This is a genomic window from Pseudomonas sp. 2995-3 (assembly GCF_002742565.1).
In the GTDB taxonomy this organism is placed as follows: domain Bacteria; phylum Pseudomonadota; class Gammaproteobacteria; order Pseudomonadales; family Pseudomonadaceae; genus Aquipseudomonas; species Aquipseudomonas edaphica.
In genome coordinates this window covers 1-230 of sequence record NZ_LJSB01000454.1, presented here as the reverse complement: position 1 = coordinate 230, position 230 = coordinate 1, and the positions used below count along the sequence as shown (strand labels likewise).

General features: G+C 34.3%; 1 protein-coding gene. It reads left to right on the top strand.

Annotated features, from left to right (window positions below; translation table 11 throughout):
- A partial coding sequence (locus AOA62_RS30570; RefSeq protein WP_143521963.1) for an SDR family NAD(P)-dependent oxidoreductase occupies nt 1–230 on the top strand: 230 nt, incomplete at both ends.

Sequence of the window (230 nt, the reverse complement as noted above, 5' to 3'; positions counted from 1 at the left end):
GAGTTACATGGAATTGTAAATAATGCAGGTGTTTTAGTAGACCGAGGGAAAAGATTCCATGAGTTAGATTTAGATGAAGGATTATTGACGTTTGATATTAACACGTTTGGTCCTATACGAGTGGTAAAACATTTTCATTCGTTAGTCAAAGGGGACAATGCATTTATTGTCAATATTTCATCTGATGCTGGTAGTATCACAAATACATATGATGGGGATTATTTCTACGA